Genomic DNA, 20,744 nt, shown 5'->3' on the forward strand with positions numbered 1-20,744 from the left:
GATCTCAGTCACGGGCAACTCTGCCGGAAGCCAGGAGCGCGGCCAGCGCGGCGGTGACCGCGAGCGCCGTGAAGAGCCGCGGATAGCCGCCGAGGGCCGCGGCCAGGGCGGCCCCCGCCCAGGGCGCGATGGCCGTGGCGATGGTGATGGGGGCGGACATGATGCCCGACAGGGCGCCGTACGAGGACGTTCCCCACCGGTCCGACACGGCCGTGGCCTGGAGGAGTGTGGCGATGCCGCGGGTCGTCCCGGCCATGACCGCCACCGCGATCAGTAGGGCCACCGGGCCGGGGATCGCGGCCAGCGCGGACGTCGAGAGTGCCGAGAGCCCGAGGATCCAGACCGTCCGGGTGCGGACGCTCGTGCGCCGCGCCAGGACGCCGTAGCCGAGCCGCCCGGCGACCTGCCCGACGCCGCCGAGCCCCAGCGCCCACGCCGCCGTGGTCGCCGAGGCGCCGCGCGAGGTCAGCAGCGGGATCAGGTTGGTCAGCACCGCGTACATGGCGAACGACGAGAGCGTCAGCGCCGCCGTGAGCAGGACGAAGGCCCGGCTGGATGCGACCTCGCGCACGTCCGTGACCGCATGGCGTCCCCGCGGCGCCGCGGGCCAGGGACGCCGCAGCGCCAGGGCGTGCAGCGGGACGGTGGTCACGACCAGAAACGCCGCGAGGACGAGATAGACGCCGCGCCACGAGAGGTGCCCCGCCAGCAGGTCGGTGAGCGGCGCGAAGACGGTGCTGGCCAGGCCCGCCACCAGCGTCACGGTGGTGAGCGCTGCCACGTGCCCGGCGCCGTAGTACCGCGTCACGGCGGCGAAGGCCGGTTGGTAGAGCACGGCCGCCATGGCCGCCCCCGCCAGCACCCACGCCCCGGCGAAGCACCAGAGATTCGGTGACGCGGCCACAGCGGCCAGCGAGACCCCGGCGAGCAAGGAACCGGAGGTCATCACCGCCCGCGGCCCATACCGATCCAGACGCCGCCCGATCGGGATTCCCGCGAGCGCGGCCACCACCAGCGCGGCAGAGAACGCGCCCGTCGTAGCCGCGACCGACCACCCGGTGTCGCGCGAGATCACGGGAGCGAGCACGGGGAACGCGTAGTACAACACGCCCCACCCGATGATCTGAGTGACGCAAAGCGCCCCCAACACCACCCCGAGCCCTCGCGCCCCCGAACCCTCTCCCACTGCCACCCGCGCAGAAGCCCGCAACCTCACCGCCGAACGTCATGCTGTGGGGTGGTGGGGGCGATGCCCAGGGTTTCTAGGGCGCCGCGGGCGTAGGCGGCTACTGCGGTGACTACGTGGGTGGCGTCGTGGGCTACGCCGCGCAGGGTGTTGGAGGAGAACGAGCGCTGGAACTCCAGCCCTACGTAGCCCAGGCCCGGGTGGGTCAGGGAGAGGCCGCCGGTGTGCAGGGGGAGGCCCTCGGGGGTGAGGGCGCCCAGGTCGGCCAGGTAGTCCAGGCGGGGTTGGTAGCCGGTGGCCAGCAGGACGACGTCCACCGGCTCTGCCTGGCCGTCGGGCCAGACGACGCGGTCGCCATCGAGGGCCGAGAACATCGGCCGCCGGTCGAACAGTCCGTTCTTCAGCGCCTCCTCGTAGATGCCGGTGTCGTTGATCAGCCGTCCGGGGAGGAGCCGTGCCAGCCATTCCACCGGGAAGTGGTCGAAGCCGCTGGTCACGGCCCAGTGGTGGATGTCCTGGCCCCGGGTGCGCTGCGGCTGGAAGAGCAGTGGGGAGCGCGTGGCCAGGGTCACCGAGGCGACCTTGGCCAGCTCGTACCCGATCTGCACGGCGGAGTGGCCCCCGCCGACGACCACGATCCTCTTGCCCGCGTAGGGCTCCGGATTGCGGTAGCCGACCACGTGGGCCAGCTCGCCGGTGTAGGTGGGCTGCCCCGGGAGCGCGGGGATCACCGGACGTGAGCCGGACGCGGCCACCACGCCCGAGGCTCGGATCCGCTCGCCGTCGGAGGTGTGGACGGTGAACTCTTCGTCCACCCGGACGACCCGTGTGCCGGTGCGGATCTCGACGTCCAGCCGGGCCGCGTACTTCTCCAGGTAGCCGACCACCTCGTCGCGGTGCGGGTAGTGGTCGGGGTCACCGGGGAACGGGAGGCCGTCCATCGCGCTGTAACGGGCGGGCGAGAACAGCGTGAGGCTGTCGTAGTAGGTGGGCCACGACCCGGCGGGACGGTCGGCGGCCTCGATGATCAGGGGCCGCATTCCGGCGGTCAGGACGGCGTGGGCGGTGGCGAGGCCGGACTGCCCGGCCCCGACGATGACGATCGGCTGCATGGGAGCCAACGTAACGTCATTTCATAATATGTCAATATGTTGATGTGTGTCTATCCTGGGTCCATGACCGAGCCAATGTCCTGCGGCGACGCCGGCGCGCAGCTCAGCGCGACGGCTCACGACTTCCTCAAAGCGCTGGCCAGCGAGCAGCGTCAGGAGCTGATGGCGCTGTTCGCCGGGGGTGTGGAGCTCACCGTCGGCACCGTCGCCGAGCGGATGGGGATCGGGCAGTCCTCGGCGTCCCAGCAACTGGCCATCCTGCGCCGGGGCGGTCTGCTGGTGTCGCGCCGCGACGGCAAGCAGGTGCGCTACCGCGTCGACGGCCCGGCCATCGAGCGCTCGCTCGTCGAGCTCCAGTCCTACCTGCGCCGTTGTTGCCCGTAGGCGACCGGGCGCTGCCGTCAGGCGGGGTCGGGGGCGAAGGCTCGGAGGGTGGTCAGCAGGGCGTTCTGGAGGTCGCCGGGGGTGAGGTCCAGGGCGCCGGCGCCGGCCAGGTGGTCGAAGATCAGGCCGTCCAGGTAGGCGGCGAACAGGCGGGCCTGGTTGGCCGGGTCGGGGGTGCCCGCCGCGGCCAGGAGGGCCGTGAGCAGGGCGCGGGTGCGGGCGCCCGCCTTGAGGAAGAGCTCGCGGAGTTCGGGACGGCGGTTGGCCTCCAGGGCCAGTTCGTAGCGGGCCAGCATGCGCTCGCGTCCGGCCGTGGTCCAGTGCACGACCAGGAGGGTGGCGGCCTCGGCGATCTCGTTGAGGTCCGCGCCCGGGGCCAGGCCGGTGGTGAACTCCTCGGTGTCGATCTCTTCGAGGCGCTCGACGGTGGCCTGGAGGAGCGATCGCCGGGTACGGAAGTAGTACGAGCACGACCCCTCGGGCAGACTCGCCGCTTTGTCGACGGCCCGGTGGGTCAGGCCGCGCATGCCCTCGCGGGCGAGGGTCGCGATCGCCGCGTCGGCCAGCATGTCGCGTCGTTCGGTCACGTTCGGCTCCTCAGAGGTCGGCCCTCTACAAGAGTAGAGGGCCGAGGCTCTAGGCGACCAGGTGTTTCTCGCGGGCGAAGCGGTTGAGGGTGGCGGTCAGTTCCTGGGGCGGGGGTTCCAGGAGTTCGATGACGTAGCGCTTGCCGCGCAGGCCCGGGGCGGTGGGGTGGGCGTTGACGAGGCGGGCCGAGAGGGGTGTGCCGGTCTCTTCGGCCCGGTTCACCGGGAAGACCTCGATGAACGGGGTGGACGCGGCCTCCGGTCCGATACGGGTCTGGGCGCCGGGGCCGACGACGTTGACGGCGGCGATCTCGGCCCAGGGGAGGCCCTGCTGGATCATCCGGCCTCGGGTCAGCCAGACGCCGTTCTGGTCGATGGCGACCTTGGGCGCGACCAGGCGGTGCCGGATGACCTGGCGGATGAAGAGGATCAGCAGGATCCAGAGGCAGATGTGGAAGAACATCGCGCCCAGGCGGTCGCCCAGCGGTGCGGGGCCGCTCCGGCCGCCCCGGTTGACGAGGCCGGGCAGGGAGCCCGGGCCCCAGCCCGCGTAGGCGAGCGTGTAGGCGAACATCACGACCAGGATGGAGAGCACGAAGCTCACCAGGACGGCGCCGAAAATGATCCGGCGGCGGCTCTGCGGTGTCTGCGGGATGCGTTTGCGGGGGATGGCGGCCAGGAACGCGTCGGCTCCCAGCTTCCGGGAAGTTCTGGACACCATCGCAGGGTAGAGGGTGGAGGCCCCTTCCGGAAATGCCGGGTTCATTGGTAAAGATGATCTTGGTCGGGACGGATTGGGGCGCGCTTCGGTCAATAGTCGGCGTAGCGCGTTTGGCGCTCGTGCTCGGGGGTCAACTACGGGGTCAAACGGAAGAGGCCGATGGCGCGCGAAACCGGGTCCGTCTGTCGTGGTGGGCCGCTGACCTGGCGCGCCGGACCGGGCTCGGCGAAATTCGCGGGGAGGGCGACGGACATGGGCATCGAAGAGGCCGTCCGGCAGTTGCGGCTGGCGATTCATGACGCGCGGGTCGCATTCGACTGCATCGGGCTGGGCGAGATCGAGCGCGCGCAGGCGTGCGTGATTACGGCGAAGGCCGCCATGGACGCCGCCGACACCGTCCTGCGGCACGGGATCGCCAACAATTCACCCGAGCGGATTTCCGCGGAAGGTGCCACGGTCATGGCCTCGCTGGCCGAGTAAACGTCCTCGGGGGCGTGTTTCTCCAGAGGGTGGCCGGGCAGTGGGCTCGTGTACACGGGGAAATTTGGAGGCGGTCACGATGGACGTTGCGATCGAGATGACTCTGCCCCGGGAGGCCGAGAGCGCGCCGCTGGTGCGGCGGACGCTCGACGCCTCGCTGTGCGGGCTGGGCGTCGGCGCCGACGTTCGCGCCGACATCGCGCTGGCCCTGGGCGAGGCGTGCGCCAACGTGATCCAGCACGCCGAGTCGAGCCGCGACTACGAGGTCCGCGCCCGGCTGGACGGGGCCCGCTTCGTGGTGGACATCATCGACGGCGGGCGCGAGGCCGTCCCGGCCGACTGGGAGGAGGGGGAGGCGCTCCCCCTCGCCGAGCACGGCCGCGGCCTGACGCTGATCCGGGCGTTCACCGAAGGGTTGAGCATCCGCGACCGCCGCGACGCGAGTGGCGCGGTCGTGCATTTCGAGAAAACACTGGTGGGGTGAGGCGTCGCCGGCGGGTTGGGTCTGGCTATCCTCGGCGGCGTAGCGTCCCTCGGACCGGGGAGAATCCGTGGATTTCAGCGCGGAGCACCGCCGTTATGGCGATCACACCATCGTCACCCTCGGCGGGGAGATCGATGTTCAGACCAGCCCGCGCCTGCGCGAGCTGTTGCTGAAACTGCTGGAGGACGGCGACCGGCGTTTCGTCATCGACCTCGACGGCGTCGCGTTTCTGGACTCGACGGGCCTCGGAGTGCTGGTGGGGCTCATGCACCGGCTGCGGGCGGTCGAGGGGTCGATGGTGTTCACGGGCGCCAACGAGCGCATTCGCGGCATCTTTCACGTGACCCAGCTTTCGCGGGTTTTCACGGTTTACGAAACGCTCGACGAGGCGCTGGGGGAGGGCGGCGGAGAAGTGAACCCGCCGTGAACGTCAGGCGCTTTTGATGGTGCCCCGGCGCGCGGCCTTCTGGGAATTGCGGCGCTGGGCCGCCGCGAGCCTGGCGCGGTCGAGGCTGGCGCGCACCTTGGCCGCGCCGCGCATGGCGGTCTTGGTGTCCTTTGACCTTCCCGCGTAGACGGCGAGCACTTCGGCGACGGGTGGGGGAACCCATTCTTCGCGGACGAGGATCGGGGCCGGGGGATCGGCCACCGGGGCGGGGGACCCGGGGGCGTGGACGAGCGCGAGAGGCGTAAGGCAGTGCGGGCACTGCAACCCCGAATGGGTATCTCTGCTCATAGCGCACATCATTCCCCGAAGGTCTGACAAAAAGACCTGTCAAGGAGCCGTTCGCCTCTCGTGGTCGCGCCGCCACAGCCGGCACCCTTCCGCGTAGGAGGTCAGGTGGTGTTCGGCGAACGCGTCCGGGTCCCAGTCGAACGGTTCGACCGGGCCTTTCCATACGTAGGCTCGGCCTCGCCTTCCCTTGTCGAGGCCGATCACGGTCGGGACGTAGATGTCGTTCTCATAGGCGTCCAGCAGGCGTGATTCGGCGGTGGTGAGGTCGGTGATGAGCATTCCCTCGGCGACGCCATCGGGGGCGGCGACCAGGCCCGGATAAACAAGATCGGGCAGGGCTCGGACGCGCCACCCGTCGGCGCGGGCCGATGACAGGCCGGGCGCCCGTCCGAGCAAGATCCGCAATATCTCGGGAAAGCGCAGCGTCCCGTAAACGAACAAACCGAATCCTTCGCTCATGCCGGGCAGGGTACGACCTGGCGTCCCGGGCCTGTGTTCTCCGTCACGGAGCGGGACGCGGAAGCCCGTGCGCTGCGCCGATGCGCCAGCCCGCGGCCGCGAGACGACCCTCGGAGCCACGTATCCTGAAGTCGGTGGAAGGGGATGCGACCGGTGAAAACGCGCCGGGTCCGGCCACCCGTCACGCGCTTCGCCTGGCCGCCGGAGCGCCGTGTGATCATTGGGAACCCGGGGCATGATCCGCGTATCTGAATCATTGCCCCAGGCCGCGCTGTTCGGCTTCCGTTCACCTTCACCGGGAAATATTGCGACTATGACCCTCAATCCAGGACATATGCCTCACGCTCAGGACGTGCTGCCCGACGACAGGTTCCTGGACCGCGAGGAGAGCTGGCTCAGGTTCAACCAGCGCGTCCTGGAGCTGGCCGAGGACGAGGGCCTGCCGCTGCTCGAACGGGTCAGGTTCCTGTCGATCTTCGCCAGCAACCTCGACGAGTTCTTCATGGTGCGCGTGGCGGGACTGACCCGCCGCATCGCCACCGGCCTGGCCGTCCAGTCGGCCAGCAGGCGCCAGCCGCGCCAGGTGCTGGAGCGGATCGCCTCGGTCGCGCACGACCTGATGCTGCGGCACGCCGCCTGCTTCCGCGAGGGGCTCTGCCCCGAGCTCAGCAAGGAGGGCATCGACATCCTGCGCTGGGACGAGCTGGCCGAGACCGAGCAGGAGCGGCTGCGCCGCCTGTTCCGGGACCGGATCTACCCGGTGCTGACGCCCCTGGTCGTCGACTCCGCGCACCCGTTCCCCTACATCTCGGGCCTGTCGCTGAACCTCGCGGTGATCGTCCGTGATCCCGACACCGAGGCGACGATGTTCGCCCGGGTCAAGGTGCCGCCGGTGCTGCCGCGCTTCATCGAGGCCTCGCCCAACCGGTACACGCCGCTTGAGGACGTCATCGCCGCCCATCTCGGGCAGCTGTTCACCGGCATGGAGGTCGTCGAGCACCACGCCTTCCGGGTCACCCGCAACCAGGACCTGGAGATCGACGACGACATCAGCGAGGGCCTGCTCCAGGCGCTGGAGCGCGAGCTGCTGCGCCGCAGGTTCGGGCCCGTGGTCAGGCTGGAGGTCGAGGACTCGATCTCGCCCGGGGTGCTGGAGCTGCTCACCACCGAGCTGTCGGTCGACGAGGGCCAGATCTACCGGGTGGGCGGTCCGCTCGACCTGGCCGGGCTGTCGGCCATCGCCGACCTCGACCGTCCCGAGCTGCGCTACCCGCCGTTCGTCCCGTCCAAGAAGGCCCTTCCCGAGGACGGGTCGATCTTCTCGGCGATCCGCGAGCGGGACGTCCTGGTGCACCACCCCTACGACTCGTTCACCACCACCGTGCAGCGGCTGATCGAGGACGCCGCCGCCGACCCCCGGGTGCTGGCGATCAAGCAGACTCTCTACCGGACCAGCGGCGACTCCCCGGTCGTGGACGCGCTCATCGACGCCTCCGAGGCCGGCAAGCAGGTCGTCGTGGTGGTGGAGCTCAAGGCCCGCTTCGACGAGCGCGCCAACATCGCCTGGGCGCGCAAGCTGGAGCACGCCGGCTGCCACGTGGTGTACGGGTTCGTCGGGCTCAAGACGCACTGCAAGGTGGCGATGGTCGTCCGGCAGGACGCCGACGGCAGCCTGCGCCGCTACTGCCACCTCGGCACCGGCAACTACCACCCCAAGACCGCGCGGCTCTACGAGGACTTCGGCCTGCTCACCGCCGACCCCGAGGTCGGCGAGGACGTCAGCGCCCTGTTCAACCACCTCACCGGCTACTCGCGGCACAACACCTACAAGCGGCTGCTGGTCGCGCCGCACAGCCTGCGCTCTGGCCTGGTGGCGCGGATCGAGCGCGAGGTCGAGCACGCGCGCGCCGGGCAGCCCGCCCGCGTCCGCGTGAAGTGCAACTCCCTGGTGGACGAGGTCGTCATCGACGCGCTCTACCACGCGAGCCAGGCGGGCGTCCCCGTCGACGTGTGGGTGCGCGGCATCTGCGCGCTCAAGCCGGGCGTCCCCGGGCTGTCGGAGAACATCCGGGTCCGCAGCGTCCTGGGCCGCTTCCTGGAGCACTCGCGGGTGTTCGCGTTCGAGAACGGCGGCGACCCCCAGGTGTGGTTCGGCAGCGCCGACCTCATGCACCGCAACCTGGACCGCCGCGTCGAGACCCTGGTGCGGGTCACCGACCGCGGCCATCGCAACGACCTGATGACCCTGCTCGACCAGGCCATGGACGAGGGCACCGACGCCTGGTGGCTGGACGGCGAGGGCACCTGGACGCGCCGCTCCGCGATGACCTCCGAACCTCTCCTGGACGTCCAGACGCATCTGGTCAAGAGCAGGCGGTGGAAGACGGTCGATGGGTGAGAACGTTCTGCGGGCGGCGGGAGCGCTGCTCTGGCGGGACGGTGCCACCGGACCCGAGCTCGCGGTGGTCCACCGGCCCAAGTACGACGACTGGTCGTTTCCCAAAGGCAAGGTGAAGAACGGCGAGCACGTGCTGCGCGCGGCCGTCCGGGAAGTGACCGAGGAGACCGGCATCGTCCCGGTGCTGGGGCGCCGCCTGCCCTCGGCCTCCTATCCCAAGGACGACCGGATCAAGCGCGTCGACTACTGGGCCGCGCGCGGCCCGAACGGAGCGCCCTTCGTCGCCAACGACGAGGTCGACCGGCTCGAATGGCTCGGGCTCGAGGCCGCCGGGGAGCGGCTGAGCTACGCGCACGACGCCGAGGTCCTGCGCGACTTCGCCGAGGGCCCCCGGTTCACCTGGCCGCTGGTGATCCTGCGCCACGCCACGGCGGGCGAGAAGAGCGCGTGGCGCGAGCCCGACGAGCTGCGCCCGCTGGACGAGAGCGGCCGCGCCGACGCCACCGACCTCGCCGCGACGCTCGGGGCGTTCGGCCCGGCCGTGCCCCGGAGCTCGGCGACGGCCCGCTGCGTGGAGACCCTGCTGCCCTACGCGCGGGTGATGGGCGCCGACGTCACCACCGACCGCGCCTTCACCGTCGGGGACGGCGACCTGGAGCGTGCGCGCGACGCCCTGGCCGCGCTGGTCACGGCCGGTGCCCCCGCGATCGTCTGCACGCACGGCGAGATCGTCGCCGATCTGGTCGCGGAGCTGTGCCGCAACCTCGGGGAGAAGGTCCCCGAAGAACCCACCCTGCGCAAGGGCTCCTTCTGGGTGGCCCACCTGACGGGCCGGGGCGACGAGACGGCCATGGCCGCCCTCGAACACCACGACCTTCGCCGTACCTAGGCCGTCCCCTCGAAGGGCCCGAGGCTGGCGTTCAGCCTTCCGCTGACTACTTGCGCGCCTGCTTGCGGTCTCCCTTGGCCGCCTTCGCCTCCTTGACGGGCTTGGGGAACACCGGCGCGGGCGTCGCGGCCCACGTCCCCTCCAGCCGGTCGAGCCAGGCGCGGCTCTCGCACTGCTCGATGCCGTACAGGACGCCGAGCGTGAACGCCTCGGCGGTGTCGCGGACCCGTGCGGCCGCCGATTCGAGCGTCTCCATGGCGATCACGCCGTCCTGGTAGCCGCCCAGGACCTCCTGGATGCGCTTGGCGTTCTTGGCCGCCTGGAGCGCGGGCTCCCCGAGGACGGGCGAGGCGACCTCCGCGGCGTACCGCGCGCGCTTGGCGGCCTTGCGCGTGTCATGGCGCGCGGTCTCGGCGTCGTCCGAGCCCGCGATGCCCGCGTGGGCCGTCTCCATCCGCTTCCAGGCCCGCTCGACGAGGCGGGGCAGCTCGGCGACGTCCGCGCGGGCGGCCCTCGCGTCGAGCGGCGGGTCGGCGATCAGGGCCTCCAGGTCGTTCAGCAGCGCGTAGTACCGGGGCTCCTTCAGCGCGGCGTTCAGGCGCCGGTACGCGCCGCGCTCGCGGCGGGCGATGTCGTCCAGCCAGCCCGGGGTCTCCTCGTGGCCGGCCACGCGCAGCCGCTCGGTGAAGCGCATCCGCAGGACCTCCAGGTCGCGGACCTCGCCCAGCGCCGCCGCCAGCCACTTCAGCTCGGGCTTGACCGGGTCGGTGCGCTTGGTGTCGAGCACCGGCGCGTAGCTCTGCAGCAGGCTGCGGATGCGGCGGGTGGCGACCCGCATCCGGTGCACCGCGTCGTCCTCGGCCAGCCTGGCCTTGGGGTCGTACTCCAGCATGGCCTCGACCTGGGCGACCAGGTAGGCGAGGACGGCATCGCCCGCCGTCCCCGATCGGGTCCTGACCGCCGCGCCGATCTCGGCCGGGGTGGGACGCGCGATGTGCCCGTCCATCAACCGGCCCAGCTTGGACGCGCTGGACGCCCGGCTCGCGCCCGCCTTGCGCAACCGCTTCCCGGCCGCCTTCAGCAGCTCGGGGTCGCCCGCGCCGAGCTCGACCTCGATCTCGCGCCAGGCGGTGCCGGACGCGTCGTCGCCCTCGTTCAGCACCCGCCCGGTGACCAGGTCGTCGGCGATCTCGGCCAGCGTCGCGCCCTCGCCGTCCAGCAGCCTGACCACGGTGCGCTCGGTGTCGAGCGTGGCGACCGGCACCAGCGGCTCGCCCCGTGTGTGCGCCGCGACCAGCGAGGCCAGCCGGGACGGGACGATCTGCGCCCGGCCCAGCGGGGCCCGCATCTCGGTCCTGCTGTCGGCCCCGGCGGGCATCTTCAGGTGCCACCCGGCGTCCGGGCCGCCGCGCCTGCGCCGGAGCGTGATGCCGCGCGCCGCCAGGCGCAGGTCGCGGGTGTCGAAGTAGCTCGCGAGCAGCTCATGCGTTTCCGGTTCGGTCGCTCCGGAGACGCCGGGCAGCCCGGTCAGCTCCGGCACGGCGAAACCGGCGGCGGCATCGAACTTGAGCTCGATCTCCAGATGCTTCTCGGCCACGCGAGACTCCTCAACCTTCGGCAGTACGGCAGAACGCCCAGGTGAACAGCATTCCACGAGAAGGTGAACGGAGACAGATAAGGGTGTGTCAGCCGGGTTGATCGGTCAGATGGAACTTCATGCCCATGTGCGAGGGGCGGAAGCCGATCTTCTGGTAGAAGCGGATCGACGCGGGACGCTGGCGGTCGGTGGTGAGCTGCACCACGCGGCAGCCGCGCGCCCTGGCCTGGTCGATCGCCCAGCCGATCAGGGCTTGGCCGACGCCGCCGCCGCGATGCTCGGCGGCGACCCTGACGCCCTCGATCTGGGCTCGTTCACCCCCGGTGTAGGTGAGCCCCGGGATATAGGTGAGCTGCATCGTGCCCGCGATCGTCCCGTCGATCTCCGCGACGATCACCGTGTTGTTCGCGTCCTTCTCGATGGCGTCGAAGGCCGAGAAATAGGCGTCCGGAATCACCGATCCGGCGGACTCGCGGATCGCGCCGAGGGGGTCGTCGGCCAGCAGCCGGACGATGGCGGGCAGGTCGTCCCGGGTCGCCTCGCGGAACGTCACGCTTCGATCACGATGCACCCGCACAGGCTATCCGGACGTTTAACTCGATTGTTCACCCCGGCTTGTAGTACTACGCGTTGTAGTACTACGTTGGGTCCTACAGCAAGTCCCACCCCGAACTGCCGGGCGCCGGGCTCCCCGGGCGCCGCAGGGAGCAACCATGCCGCACATCGAGAACGAGGAACACTGGAGCGACCACGCCATCTGCCGTGGCGCCGATCCCGACCTGTTCTTCCCTATCGGGTACAGCGCCGAGGTCCTGCGCGAGCAGGAGCGCGCGGCCAAGGCGATCTGTTCGCACTGCCCGGTCACCTCCGCCTGCCTGTCCTGGGCCCTGCGCGTCGGCGAGCCCGACGGCGTCTGGGGCGGCACCACGCCCGAGGAGCGCCGCCACCTGCGCCGCCGCGAGGACGCCCCGACCCGCCACCGCCTGCCCGTCATCGTCGTCCGCGGCGACGCCTCCGAACCAGAGCACACCGCCGCCGCCTGACCAAGCGCCACCCTCCCGCCACCCGCATATCGCATGTCCCGCATCGTGTCCCGCACGCGCAATCAGGGGATCTCCGCACTGTGCCGGCCCTCCTGACCCCACCGCACGCACGCGGCTGGGAGAGCCAAGCGAATCGCGCGGCCCGCACGCGCGCGCGTGGTCGGGGGCTGCGGGCACCTTCCTTGTCGGGGAGTCGTTGGACGGGATGACGGCAGGGTCTCGCAGACGTACGGTGGCGCACATGAGCTATCCCACGGTCCCGGAGAAGCGACGTTCCGACGGGCTGGTCAGGCACGGCGCGCGGGCGCTGACGGCCTTCGCGCTCGTGGCCTCGGTCACGGCGGCCATGTGGGTTCTGGAGATCGTCGACTACGCCGCGGGCGGCTCGCTCGACTCCTTCGGCATCCAGCCCCATGATGTGGGCGACCTTCCCGACATCTTCACCGCGCCGTTCATGCACGCCGGGTTCGGCCACCTGATCGGCAACACCGTGCCGTTCGTGATCCTCGGCTTCCTGGCCGCCGTCCGGGGCATCGGCAAGTTCCTCATCGCCAGCCTGATGGTCACCGTGGTGGGCGGGCTCGGCGTCTGGGTCACCAGCTCCGCCAACACCCTCGGCTCCAGCATCCTGATCTTCGGATTCTTCGGTTACCTGCTCGGGCGTGGGGTGTTCGAGCGTCGTCTGGCCGACCTCGCGATCGCCGTCGGTGTCGTGGCCGTCTACGGCTCGCTCATCTTCGGCGTCCTGCCGTCCCGCCCGGACGTGTCCTGGCAGGGCCACCTGTTCGGCCTCATCGGCGGCCTGCTCGCGGCGTGGGTCCTGCGCCGCGGCCCCGCCAAGGACACCGACCTCTAACGCTTGCGGGGACGGGGGCTGACGGTGACCTCGGAAACGACGGCGTCGGGCGGGGTCTCCAGGGCCCCGACCAGAACCCGGGCGACCGTGGTCGCGTCGGCGAACTCCGAGGGGTCGTAGGGGCGGTTCTCCTGGGCCCTGACCTTCTGCTGCATGCCGGTGGCGGTGCGCCCCGGGTACAGGGTCGTGACGCGCAGGTCGGGCTCCTCGGCTCGCAGGGAGTCGGCCAGGGCGCGCAGGCCGAACTTGCTCGCGGCGTAGGCCGACCAGTTCGGGTTCGCGCGACGGCCCGCGGTGGAGTTGACGAACAGCACATGGCCGCGCGCGGCACGCAGCGCCGGAAGCAGGATGCGGGTCAGCTCGGCGGCCGAGACCAGGTTCACCATCAGCTGGTCGATCCAGTGGTCGGCGTCCTGCTCGGCGACGCGGCCGAGGTCGACCATTCCCGCCGCGTGGATGACGCCGTCCATCCGGTCCGGCAGCGCCGCCTCGGCCAGCGCCGCCTCAAGGCGCCTGGGCTCGGTCAGGTCGAGCGCGAGCGTGCGCGTGGTGGTCTGCGACGCGGTGGTGCGCACGGCGCCGGGCTGGCCGTTCTGGTCGCGGACGATCACCTGCGTCGAGGAGTGCACCCGGCTGCGCAGCGTCGCGGTCAGCGCGTCCAGCCGCTCGGCCGACCGGCCCGCGAGGATCAGGTCGTGCCCCCGGTCGGCCAGCAGCTCGGCGGCGGCCGCGCCGATGCCTCCGGTCGCGCCGGTGATGAGATAAGTGCCCATACGGGTCATTCTCCTGGATCGTGGCAGTGATTGGGGTCAGTTCGGACGCAGCACGCGGGTGACCCCGGCGATCAGCGCGGTCGCCAGCACCCAGCCGGTGGCGACCAGCGCGTACGCGACCCAGCGCGACCACCCCACCGGGTCGAACGCCTGCTGCTGCCCGAACGTGTCGATCGGGATCAGCAGGTCGAGCGTGTAGACGAACGCGTGGAAGACCGGACGCTCGGCGGGCTCCTTGACCGGCTTGGGCTCGTTGATCGAGAAGACCGTCGTGCCGAACGCGACCAGCGCCGCGAACCACGCGAACGCCAGCCAGGGACGGTAGCCGTAGCCGACCGTCCAGTCGAGCATGTAGTTCCACGCCTTGGGGATGGGACGCAGGCGCCGCCGGCGCGTGCGCATCTTGGCCAGCTGGACGCGCCGCGCCAGGTTGTCGTGCCCGACCCCGTGGAACCACGTGGCGAGCTGCTCGTAGGGCTGGAGGTGGAACTCCTTGTCGCGCGAGATCCACTCGAGCCGGTCGGTCAGCTCGCCGCCGCGCAGCGTCTCGTAGACCAGGCCGTTGAGGTAGAGCTCGTCCGGCCAGATGCTCGGATGGTCCATGATCAGCTGGATGCGGGAGTAGGAGAGCGAGACCCGGCCCCGGATCTTCTCGATGGGCCACAGCAGCAGCTCGTCGCAGTGCAGGTGGCTGGCGTGCAGGGCCATCCGGTCGTCGGCGCCCGCGTCCAGCGTGGCTTTCGAGAACGACAGGATCCCGTTGAAGCGGGCGCTGCGCAGGCGCATCGTCCCGAGCGCGTGGAAGTCGCGGCTGAACTCGGCGGTGTTCTCGACCACCATGTTCTGCGCGTCCATGGCCAGGCGCCCCGGGTTGACCAGCCGGGTGCCCTCCATCCACAGCCCGCCGTTCATCCGCGCTCCGACGAACCGGACGCCCCCGGTGATCTCGCAGTCGCGCATGTAGCAGCCGACCTCGACCAGCAGGCCGCCGCCGAAGATCGCCCATCGGTCGGGGGCGGTCGCGGTGACCGTGGCCTCGTTCATCCGCAGCCCGCCGAGCAGCTGGGCGCGCGACAGGCCGAGCTCGCCCTCGATCACCGAGCGCGACAGGCTCAGATAGCCGTCGGCACGCAGCCCGCCACCGTCGAAGCCGGGCATCCGGCAGTCGGAGAACCGCAGCTGGCGCGTCTCGCAGTTGGCCAGCTTGGGGATCTCGACCAGCCGGCAGAACTGCAGGGACAGCTCGTGCGGGACGGTGCCGCCGGTGAGGTCGAGGCGGCCGACGACGTACGCGCCGCGCAGCCGGACCGCCGGGACGAACCCGTCGCGGGTCGCGCAGGCGCCGAGCAGCAGCTGCCCGATCACCTCGGCGCGGACGATCCGGTCGGGCAGCGGCCCGTCGGGACGATCGTCGCCCAGCACCACCGGCGTGCCGGTGGGAAAGGCCCGCCACAGGCGCCGTTCGGCGTCGTTCAGTCCGGGGGGTTCGGTCACGGAACCCTTCTTAGAGGGAGAACGCCCCCGCGATCAAGAGATCTTGACCACGGGGGCGCGGGTTGCGCACGTTCAGCGGCGTCTAGAAGAAGCCCTTGCGGCGGCCCGCCTGCTGGAGGAAGCCGTCGAGCTGGCGCTCCCAGTCGGTGTTGTTCACCGAGGCGTAGTCGACGGTGAAGCGGCTGAAAGCGTCGCGGCCCTCGGTGAAGGCGCCGCCGCGCTTGTCGAGCTCCAGCACGACCTCCATCGACTGCGGGTAGGACACGAACGTGACCTCGAGCTGCTTGATGCCCGCCCGGTACTGCGCCGGCGGGTAGTACTCGATCTCCTGGTAGAACGGCAGCTCCTGGTGGACGCCCCAGATGCGGCCCTTCTCGCAGTCGGCGTTGCGGAACTGGAAGCCGAGGTTGTGGAACGCCTCCAGGATGCGCTGCTGGGCGGGCAGCGGCTGGACCGAGATCGGGTCGAGGTCGGTCGCGTCGACCGCCCGCGCCACCTCGAGCTCGGTGGACACGCCGACCTTGGTGCCGTGCAGCGGACGCCCGTACAGGTGCGTCAGCGGGGCCTCCCACGGGATGTGCAGCTCGAACGGGATGGCGTAGCGCGCGCCGTCGTCGAGCTCGAAGCTCCCGGCGATCCGCTTCTTCGCGTACTCCATGTCGCCCGTGTACTCGCTGTCGCCGGACTCGATCTCGACCCGGGTCTTCAGCGCGAGGTTCACCCCGATGATGTCGGAGTCGTGCTTGCCTCCGAGGATCGTCACCTCACCGGTGATCGTGCCGCCCGGCGTGGTGTTCGGGTTGTGCAGAACCGTCTCGACCTGCGGACCGCCGACGCCGGCGGCCTGCATGAGCTTCTTGAAGACCAAGGTTTCTTCCTCCCGTGATGGGGGCGTTCCGCCGCCCTCGTCCAATAGACGCCCATCGGTGAGATTACGTTCCCGTCCGAATCACGCGCAGGAACTTGGAGATCTTTCCCTTGACAGATGCGTCGCCGCAGGTGTCAATGTGCGCCGCCACCCGCCAGGTTCAGGGTCACGACACCGATGAGGATCAGCGTCAGCGCGCCGATCTTGAGGACCGAAACCTGGTCTCCCATGAACAGCATCCCGAGCGCGGCCGTGCCGACGGCGCCGATGCCCACCCACACGGCGTAGGCGGTGCCGACCTCCAGATCGCGCAGCGCCAGGGTGAGCAGGCCGAAGCTCACGATCGCGAAGACCACGAAGCCGACCGTGGGCAGCGGCTCGGAGAAGCCCTTGCTGAGCTTGAGGAACAGGGCCATCGCGACCTCGAAGAGACCGGCGACGACGAGCAGGAACCAGGCCATGGAGAACCCCCGGGACGGAGCGAGACGGATTTCGGTTGTCACGCGTCGTCTTCGCCTACCGGGTACGGCGCGCTTCTCGTCCGGGAGGGACCTCGGGGGAGGGCCTCACTCCCAAGCTAACACGCGCCTGACCTCGAACGATCACCCCGGTGAGCAACCTCACCGGCCCCGACGCCTTCGCCCGCTGTTGCGCGCGGCGGCCTCGGGATGCGGCTTTGCCCGGTGTTGCGTGCGGCGGCTCCGGGATGCGGCTTTGCCCGGTGTTGCGTGCGGCGGCTCCGGGATGCGGCTTTGCCCGGTGTTGCGTGCGGCGGCTCCGGGATGCGGCTTTGCCCGGTGTTGCGTGTGGCGGCCTCGGGATGCGGCTTTGCCCGGTGTTGCGTGCGGCGGCCTCCGGACGTGCCTTCGCCCAGGGCCGCGTGCGGCGGACCTGGGCGAAGGGTGAGACTTCCCGGGGGGACTAGTCGAAGCTACGGCCAAGGGCGCGGTACTCCCAGCCCGCCGAGCGCCAGCGGGCGGCGTCGAGGGCGTGGCGGCCGTCGACGACGCGCTTGTGCTTGACGACGGTGGCCAGCGCGTCGGGCTCGATCTCGCGGAACTCCGACCACTCGGTCAGCAGGACGACGACGTCGGCCTCGGCGGCGACGTCCAGGGCGCTGTCGCCGTAGCGGAGCTCGGGGTAGGCGCGGCGGGCGTTGTCCATGCCGGCCGGGTCGAAGACCTTCACATGGCCGCCGAGCCCGTGCATGGTGCGCGCCACGTCGAGCGCGGGGGCGTCGCGGATGTCGTCGGAGTTGGGCTTGAACGTGGCGCCCCAGCAGGCGATGCGCGCGCCGGAGATCTGGCCGCCGAGCAGCTCGCGCACCAGGTCGACGGTGCGGGCGCGGCGCCGGCGGTTGATGGCGTCGACCTCGCGCAGGAAGGACACGGCCTGCCCGACGCCGATCTCCTCGGCGCGGTGGGCGAAGGCGCGGATGTCCTTGGGCAGGCAGCCGCCGCCGAAGCCCAGGCCCGGCTTGAGGAACTTGCCGCCGATGCGGTCGTCCAGGGCCAGCGACTCGGCCAGGTCCTTGACGTCGGCGCCGACCGCCTCGCAGACCTCCGCCATCGCGTTGATGTAGGAGATCTTGGTGGCCAGGAACGAGTTGGCCGCGACTTTCACCAGCTCGGCCGTGGCCAGGTCGGTGCGGACGACCGGGGTGCCCTGGTCGAGGATCGGACGGAACGCCGCGCTGAGCCGCTCGTGCGCCCACTCGCTCTCCACGCCGAACACCAGCCGGTCGGGGTTCATGGTGTCCTCGACCGCGAAGCCCTCGCGCAGGAACTCGGGGTTCCAGCACAGCTCGACCTCGGTGCCCGCGGGCGCGAGCTCGTGCACGACCTCGGTCAGCCGCGCCGCCGTGCCCACCGGCACCGTGGACTTGCCCACGACCAGGACCTTGCGGTCCAGGTACGGGGCCAGGGCGCGGGTGGCGGCGTCGACGTAGGTCAGGTCGCAGGCGTCCGAGCCCGGTTTCTGCGGCGTGCCCACGCAGATGAAGTGCACGTCGCCGAACTCACCGGCCTCCTCGAAGGAGGTGGTGAAGCGCAGCCGGCCGGACTCCAGCGCCTTGGTGAGCAGCTCGGGCAGCCCCGGCTCGAAGAACGGCACCTCGCCCGAGGCCAGCCGCTGGATCTTGCGCTCGTCCACGTCGACGCCCAGGACGTCGAAGCCCAGGATGGCCATGCAGATGGCGTGGGTGGCACCGAGGTAGCCGGTGCCGATGACGGTGAGCCTTGGGGACTCCGTCGCGGTCATTGTCCTTCTCCCTGATTTTCACGATGACGGATCTGGCGACTCCCGCAGGCCCTCAGGAGCAGTTGCCTTTGTTCATGAGCTTGCCGCCGGCGACCTTGTTGTCGCAGGCGACGGTGTTGCCGTCGGAGATGAGGTTGATTCCGACGCCCTTGCCTCCGCCGAGGACGATGACGTTCCCCTTGAAGGTGTTGCCGGTGCCCCAGCCCTGGTACTCCTGGTGGGTCTGGAACCCGTCCTTGACGGTCTTGCTGCCTCGGTTGCCTTCGATGGCGTAGTGGTTTCCCTTGACGTCCACCCACGAGTCGTTCACCTGGTCGCCCAGGAGCTTGGACCCGTCGAAGACGTTGCCGTAGATACGGCCCCCGCTCGTCCCCTCCTTGATGTCGACCGCCTCGGCGGTCGCCTGGATCTTGTTGCCGGCCACGAGGTTGTTGTCGCTCTTGTCCGGCTGCCCCTGTGTGAGGTCGGCCCAGTTCTTGTGGGACGACCCCAGGTACACGCCCTCGCCGAAACGGGGGTTCTGCGTACCGGTGTTGGAGATGTTGTTGTACTGGACCGTGTTGCCGGAGCTGAACCGGCGCAGGTGGATCGCCTCGTCCCCGGTGTGGCGGACGGTGAGCCCCTGCACGATCGACCCGTTGGAGCCGTCGAGCATGACGCCCTTCTGGCTCTTCTGGACGGTGAAGCCGAGGAGCCGCCAGTAGCTGGCGCCCTCCAGATGGAAGCCGTAGCCCTTGGAACCGGCGCCGTCCAGGACGGTCCTGGGCGACCCGCACACGTAGATGGGCTTCTCCGCCGTGCCCGACATCTGCGACCTGTACTGGCCCTTGTACTCGCCGGGTGCGAGCTGGATGACCTCACCCGGCTGGGCGTTGTTCAGCTTCTCCTGGAGGTCGGTCGGGGTGCGGACGGTGACGGTGGCCTTGGGGCAGGTCAGCCGTCCCTTGGGCTCGGGGAGCGGCATGTACTGGGGACCCGGCGGCGTCCCCGCGGGACCGCCCCCGGGCGTGCTGGGAGACGCGCCCGGCTGGACGGGCCCGCCGCTGGTGGCCGGCGGCGGGATCGGGTCGCCGCCCGCCGTCGGGCCCTTGGGCTCGTCGTCCCCGCCCGTGGCCAGGAACACCGCACCGCTGGTGACCACGGCCCCGGCCACCAGGAGGCCGGTGAACTTGATGTCGATCTTCACGATTCACCTCGCGCCGGACGCCCCCGCGTCAGCCGCAGTTGCCCTTCGCGACGAGCTTCCCGCCAGTGACCTGGTTGTTGCACTCGATCTTGTTGCCGCCCGCGACGTCGTTGATTCCGGCGCCCTTGCCACCGCCGAGATTGATCTTGTTGTTGCGGAAGACGTTGCCGGTGCCGTAGCCGGTGTCCTTCTTGCCGATCTGGTGCGTCTGGAAGCCGTCCATCGGGGTGCCGGTGCCCGTGTTGCCCTCGATCAGGTAGTTGTTGCCCTTGACGTCGACCCAGGAGTCGTTGAACTTGTCGCCGCCGGTCTTGGACCCGTCGAACACGTTGCCGAGGATCTTGCCCCCGGACGTGCCCTCCTTGATGTCGATCGCCTCGGCGGTCGCCCGGATCACGTTGCCGCGGACCACGTTGTTGTCGCTCTTGTCGGGCTTGCCGCCGGAGAACCGCTTCCAGTTCGACTCGGCCGTGCCCAGGTAGACGCCCTCGCCGAACTTCTCGCGGCGCATCCCGGTGTTGTAGACCTTGTTGTACTGGACGGTGTTGCCGGTGGAGAAGTTGCGCAGGTGGATGGCCTCGTCACCGATGTTGTGCACCTCCAGGCCCTGGATGACCGAACCGTTGCTGGTGTCGGCCATCACGCCCTTCTGCGCGTTGGTGATGGTGAAGCCGATCAGGCGCCAGTAGCTGGCCTTGTTCAGGTGCAGCGCGTAGCCCTTCTTCACGCCGCCGCCGTCGATCACCGACTTGGGGTCGCCGCACAGGAAGATCGGCTGCTGCGCGGTGCCGGACGCCTGGGCGACGAACTTGCCCTGGTAGGTGCCGGGCTTCATCTTGATGACGTCGCCCGCGTTGGCGCCCTTGACGGCCTGCTCCAGCTCCTGCGCGCTGCCGACCGTCTTGGTCGGGTTCGGGCACTCGATCCGGCCCGCGCCGGTCGGGACGGGCAGCGCCAGCGGCTCGCCCGGCTGGGCGCCGCCGCTCTTCTCGTCGTCGTCCTTGCCGTTGTCCTCGTCGTCGCCGCCGGTGTCCTGGGACGCGCCGGGGGAGTTGACCGGCCCGATGTCGGACGCCTTCTTGGAATCGCCGTCGTCTCCGGTCAGGCCGACCACGAGGAACGCGAGTGCTGCCATCACGACGGCGCCCACCGCGAGCCCCACGACGAATTTCACGTCGACTTTGATCGTCATACCTGAACTACTCCTTCGATGACCGCTCATGTATCGCTTC

At 70.4% G+C, this 20,744-nt stretch carries 23 protein-coding genes and 1 riboswitch; of the genes, 8 read left to right on the forward strand and 15 right to left on the reverse strand.

Annotated features, from left to right (window positions below):
• Nucleotides 1-4: 4 nt before the first annotated feature.
• Both ACQPY4_RS01945 and ACQPY4_RS01950 read right to left on the reverse strand, forming a co-directional pair.
• Entirely contained in the window at nt 5-1,108 is a 1,104-nt protein-coding gene (locus tag ACQPY4_RS01945; RefSeq protein ID WP_433331736.1) for an MFS transporter, read from the reverse strand.
• A 104-nt stretch (nt 1,109-1,212) separates the two neighbouring features.
• Nucleotides 1,213-2,298, reverse strand: a complete 1,086-nt coding sequence (locus ACQPY4_RS01950) for a flavin-containing monooxygenase (RefSeq protein ID WP_433331738.1) — start codon at nt 2,296-2,298, stop codon at nt 1,213-1,215.
• Between the two features lie 63 nt (nt 2,299-2,361).
• Between ACQPY4_RS01950 and ACQPY4_RS01955 the strand changes: the two genes are divergently transcribed.
• Entirely contained in the window at nt 2,362-2,682 is a 321-nt protein-coding gene (locus ACQPY4_RS01955) for an ArsR/SmtB family transcription factor (RefSeq protein ID WP_433331740.1), read from the forward strand.
• 17 nt (nt 2,683-2,699) lie between these two features.
• On the opposite strand, the gene ACQPY4_RS01960 is transcribed toward ACQPY4_RS01955, so the two are convergent.
• Nucleotides 2,700-3,269, reverse strand: a complete 570-nt coding sequence (locus ACQPY4_RS01960) for a TetR/AcrR family transcriptional regulator (RefSeq protein ID WP_433331742.1) — start codon at nt 3,267-3,269, stop codon at nt 2,700-2,702.
• Between the two features lie 49 nt (nt 3,270-3,318).
• Complete coding sequence (locus ACQPY4_RS01965; RefSeq protein WP_433331744.1) at nt 3,319-3,987, reverse strand: hypothetical protein; 669 nt, start codon at nt 3,985-3,987, stop codon at nt 3,319-3,321.
• A gap of 255 nt (nt 3,988-4,242) precedes the next feature.
• Between ACQPY4_RS01965 and ACQPY4_RS01970 the strand changes: the two genes are divergently transcribed.
• From ACQPY4_RS01970 to ACQPY4_RS01980, 3 genes are all read left to right on the forward strand, one after another.
• Nucleotides 4,243-4,470, forward strand: a complete 228-nt coding sequence (locus tag ACQPY4_RS01970; RefSeq protein ID WP_433331746.1) for a hypothetical protein — start codon at nt 4,243-4,245, stop codon at nt 4,468-4,470.
• Between the two features lie 79 nt (nt 4,471-4,549).
• Entirely contained in the window at nt 4,550-4,954 is a 405-nt protein-coding gene (locus ACQPY4_RS01975) for an ATP-binding protein (RefSeq protein ID WP_433331748.1), read from the forward strand.
• A 67-nt stretch (nt 4,955-5,021) separates the two neighbouring features.
• Nucleotides 5,022-5,381: an STAS domain-containing protein gene (locus tag ACQPY4_RS01980; protein WP_433331750.1), complete on the forward strand. Its 360-nt coding sequence runs from the start codon at nt 5,022-5,024 to the stop codon at nt 5,379-5,381.
• A gap of 3 nt (nt 5,382-5,384) precedes the next feature.
• Here ACQPY4_RS01980 and ACQPY4_RS01985 read toward each other — a convergent pair whose 3' ends face one another.
• A complete protein-coding gene (locus tag ACQPY4_RS01985; protein WP_433331752.1) occupies nt 5,385-5,690 on the reverse strand; it encodes a hypothetical protein in 306 nt (101 codons plus the stop codon).
• Between the two features lie 39 nt (nt 5,691-5,729).
• A complete protein-coding gene (locus tag ACQPY4_RS01990) occupies nt 5,730-6,149 on the reverse strand; it encodes a gamma-glutamylcyclotransferase family protein (protein WP_433331754.1) in 420 nt (139 codons plus the stop codon).
• Nucleotides 6,150-6,462: 313 nt separating this feature from the next.
• Here ACQPY4_RS01990 and ACQPY4_RS01995 point away from each other — a divergent pair, with 313 nt between their 5' ends.
• Together ACQPY4_RS01995 and ACQPY4_RS02000 are read left to right on the forward strand one after the other, a co-directional pair.
• Nucleotides 6,463-8,547, forward strand: a complete 2,085-nt coding sequence (locus tag ACQPY4_RS01995; RefSeq protein WP_433331756.1) for an RNA degradosome polyphosphate kinase — start codon at nt 6,463-6,465, stop codon at nt 8,545-8,547.
• Nucleotides 8,540-9,436 carry an NUDIX hydrolase gene (locus tag ACQPY4_RS02000; protein WP_433331758.1) on the forward strand — a complete coding sequence of 299 codons (897 nt, stop codon included), beginning with the start codon at nt 8,540-8,542 and terminating at the stop codon, nt 9,434-9,436. The genes ACQPY4_RS01995 and ACQPY4_RS02000 overlap by 8 nt, the downstream gene beginning before the upstream one ends.
• 46 nt (nt 9,437-9,482) lie before the next feature.
• Here the strand turns inward: ACQPY4_RS02000 and ACQPY4_RS02005 are convergent, their stop codons facing one another.
• Entirely contained in the window at nt 9,483-11,033 is a 1,551-nt protein-coding gene (locus ACQPY4_RS02005; protein WP_433331760.1) for a CHAD domain-containing protein, read from the reverse strand.
• A gap of 88 nt (nt 11,034-11,121) precedes the next feature.
• Nucleotides 11,122-11,604: an N-acetyltransferase family protein gene (locus ACQPY4_RS02010; RefSeq protein WP_433331762.1), complete on the reverse strand. Its 483-nt coding sequence runs from the start codon at nt 11,602-11,604 to the stop codon at nt 11,122-11,124.
• A 142-nt stretch (nt 11,605-11,746) separates the two neighbouring features.
• On the opposite strand from ACQPY4_RS02010, the gene ACQPY4_RS02015 reads away from it, so the two are divergent.
• Nucleotides 11,747-12,076, forward strand: a complete 330-nt coding sequence (locus tag ACQPY4_RS02015; protein WP_433331764.1) for a WhiB family transcriptional regulator — start codon at nt 11,747-11,749, stop codon at nt 12,074-12,076.
• Between the two features lie 241 nt (nt 12,077-12,317).
• On the forward strand, nt 12,318-12,932 hold the full coding sequence (locus ACQPY4_RS02020) for a rhomboid family intramembrane serine protease (protein ID WP_433331766.1): 615 nt from the start codon (nt 12,318-12,320) through the stop codon (nt 12,930-12,932).
• Here ACQPY4_RS02020 and ACQPY4_RS02025 read toward each other — a convergent pair.
• The 7 genes from ACQPY4_RS02025 to ACQPY4_RS02055 all read right to left on the reverse strand — a co-directional run bounded on the left by ACQPY4_RS02025 (nt 12,929) and on the right by ACQPY4_RS02055 (nt 20,704).
• The gene (locus ACQPY4_RS02025; protein ID WP_433331768.1) at nt 12,929-13,705 is read right to left on the reverse strand and encodes an SDR family oxidoreductase; all 777 of its coding nucleotides are present in this window, start codon (nt 13,703-13,705) and stop codon (nt 12,929-12,931) included. The two genes, ACQPY4_RS02020 and ACQPY4_RS02025, sit on opposite strands and share 4 nt — an antisense overlap.
• A gap of 36 nt (nt 13,706-13,741) precedes the next feature.
• Nucleotides 13,742-15,199 (reverse strand): hypothetical protein, encoded by a 1,458-nt coding sequence (locus tag ACQPY4_RS02030; protein WP_433331770.1) that lies wholly within the window; start codon nt 15,197-15,199, stop codon nt 13,742-13,744.
• An 82-nt stretch (nt 15,200-15,281) separates the two neighbouring features.
• Complete coding sequence (locus ACQPY4_RS02035; protein WP_433331772.1) at nt 15,282-16,067, reverse strand: sporulation protein; 786 nt, start codon at nt 16,065-16,067, stop codon at nt 15,282-15,284.
• Between the two features lie 134 nt (nt 16,068-16,201).
• Entirely contained in the window at nt 16,202-16,528 is a 327-nt protein-coding gene (locus tag ACQPY4_RS02040) for a DMT family transporter (RefSeq protein ID WP_433338764.1), read from the reverse strand.
• Between the two features lie 39 nt (nt 16,529-16,567).
• Nucleotides 16,568-16,638: riboswitch (guanidine-III (ykkC-III) riboswitch) on the reverse strand.
• 350 nt (nt 16,639-16,988) lie between these two features.
• Nucleotides 16,989-18,326, reverse strand: a complete 1,338-nt coding sequence (locus ACQPY4_RS02045; protein ID WP_433331774.1) for a UDP-glucose dehydrogenase family protein — start codon at nt 18,324-18,326, stop codon at nt 16,989-16,991.
• Between the two features lie 52 nt (nt 18,327-18,378).
• A complete protein-coding gene (locus ACQPY4_RS02050; RefSeq protein WP_433331776.1) occupies nt 18,379-19,512 on the reverse strand; it encodes a right-handed parallel beta-helix repeat-containing protein in 1,134 nt (377 codons plus the stop codon).
• Nucleotides 19,513-19,540: 28 nt separating this feature from the next.
• Nucleotides 19,541-20,704 carry a right-handed parallel beta-helix repeat-containing protein gene (locus ACQPY4_RS02055; RefSeq protein WP_433331778.1) on the reverse strand — a complete coding sequence of 388 codons (1,164 nt, stop codon included), beginning with the start codon at nt 20,702-20,704 and terminating at the stop codon, nt 19,541-19,543.
• Nucleotides 20,705-20,744: the final 40 nt, after the last annotated feature.

The organism is Spirillospora sp. CA-294931, from assembly GCF_050946795.1.
GTDB lineage: Bacteria > Actinomycetota > Actinomycetes > Streptosporangiales > Streptosporangiaceae > Spirillospora.